The organism is Methyloglobulus sp., from assembly GCF_040079455.1.
Classification (GTDB): Bacteria; Pseudomonadota; Gammaproteobacteria; order Methylococcales; family Methylomonadaceae; genus Methyloglobulus.
Map to the genome: position 1 here is coordinate 1 of NZ_JBEBKJ010000169.1, position 1,645 is coordinate 1,645.

Below are 1,645 nucleotides of genomic sequence, written 5' to 3' on the forward strand. Positions count from 1 at the left end.
GTCAATGCTTCCATCAAGCTGTGGGTAGCCCTGACTAATTCAACTACCTTCCTAGAGTACCAACGGAAATATATATGTATCTTTACGTAAACACTCTCACTTTTACTATTTAGTTGGAACAAGCTTACTTGGTTACATAGTGTTTTATGTCCTCGAATCAAGTTTAGGTTTTCCAATCGGTTCAGATTCAAGCATGCTGTTCGGCTGTGAAGATATGTTTTCCGAGACCGAGCGATTAGTGTATTCAATCATGTATTATGTAATTTGGCTCAGCACATTATTAACTATTCCATTCTTCTTCGGCGAATGCTTTAAAAATCAGCAGTTTTATGAAAATTTTATCATCGCTTGGCTAATTGTTTCGGTTTCTGAGTCAATGCTATATCATGCCCTTTTTTGTGGTGGATGGGTACCTGATGGTGGATCATTTGTAAAACACATTATTTTTATTTTGGTGCTAACTCTACTTCCTGCAATTTATCAGCACCAGAAATCTTAAAAAATGAAGAAAATTACATGTTTCTACCTTCAACACAACTAAAAAATCCTCGGCGTGACGGGGTATGTCTACCCCGTCACTCACGTTTCTTCAATGATGGCGTTTTTGAACATCTTTGAAATCTTACGAATGGGGCAACATGCCCCGTCCGGCTTGAGGTAATAAAACGAGCAGATGGTTGGTGGATATTCAACACCTACAAATACTTTTACTATTAATCTTAGACACCAAAACGAATGGCGTTTGAATTTGTTTTCTAAAGGAGTCAAACGCCCACTTTTTAGTATTGATATTATTAACAGGGTTTTCATCTATTACGAAGCTTAATAAAAATCTTATTATAAGTGTGGAGGGGGTGCTTAGTGCCATAGTGTTTTTTTGTATTTTAATGCTTAATTTTGGCTTTCCTGTGGCAAACCCTATAGATATCGAAATGATGCCACGCATACCTGATAACGAAAGATTAATCTATTCAATCGTATGTTACGTAATTTGGTTTAGCATTATATTTACGATTCCATTGTATGTTATGCAATATTTCAAAAATCAGCAGTTTTATGAAAACTATATCATCATTTGGCTGATTGCATCGACCACCTCGGCAATGTTATATAACGCGCTGATTTGGGGTGACTGGTTGCCTGATGGTGGGTTATTTGTAAAGCATATTGTTTTTATTTTGGTGTTAACTCTGCCACCTGCCATTTATCAACACCAGAAATCGTAAAAAATAAGAGAAATTTTGATGTTTCTACCGACACCACAATTGGAAAAACCCTTTATGTTCAAATAACTGGGGTCAGAATAAAGTTAAATGCCTAACCCGCAAGTCGAAACCGTTTACGGGTTTCGACGAATGAACTTTGTTGGGTTTGTTTTGTGGCGGAACGCCTGTCGGCTTCCGCCCTACAGCTCTTGATACCTACAAATATTTTTACGATATTCATTAAATTAAATAGAAAATAATGCGGCGTTTCATTCCTATAGGTACGAATTAGATTCGTCGCATTTCCATCTTGTTTCTCATAACAACAAACTTTTACTATGGGGAATCTCTAAAAATTCAAAAAACTCCTTCTCCCTCTGGGAGAAGGCCGGAATGAGGGTAATAAAATCAAGCAATTATATCCCTCACCCTAGCCCTCT

3 protein-coding genes are annotated in these 1,645 nt (G+C 37.1%); 2 read left to right on the forward strand and 1 reads right to left on the reverse strand.

Features of this window, described 5'->3' with window-relative positions; genetic code table 11:
* Positions 1-139 precede the first annotated feature (139 nt).
* Complete coding sequence (locus tag ABL924_RS18355) at positions 140-499, forward strand: hypothetical protein (protein WP_349028540.1); 360 nt, start codon at positions 140-142, stop codon at positions 497-499.
* 286 nt (positions 500-785) lie between these two features.
* Positions 786-1,226, forward strand: a complete 441-nt coding sequence (locus ABL924_RS18360; protein ID WP_349028541.1) for a hypothetical protein — start codon at positions 786-788, stop codon at positions 1,224-1,226.
* Positions 1,227-1,317: 91 nt separating this feature from the next.
* On the opposite strand, the gene ABL924_RS18365 is transcribed toward ABL924_RS18360, so the two are convergent.
* Positions 1,318-1,446, reverse strand: a complete 129-nt coding sequence (locus tag ABL924_RS18365; protein ID WP_349028542.1) for a hypothetical protein — start codon at positions 1,444-1,446, stop codon at positions 1,318-1,320.
* Between the last annotated feature and the right edge of the window lie 199 nt (positions 1,447-1,645).

Bases quoted from the DNA above. Each gene is read 5' to 3' on its own strand.
- ABL924_RS18365 (WP_349028542.1), bottom strand. From the start codon at position 1,446: ATGAATATCGTAAAAATATTTGTAGGTATCAAGAGCTGTAGGGCGGAA.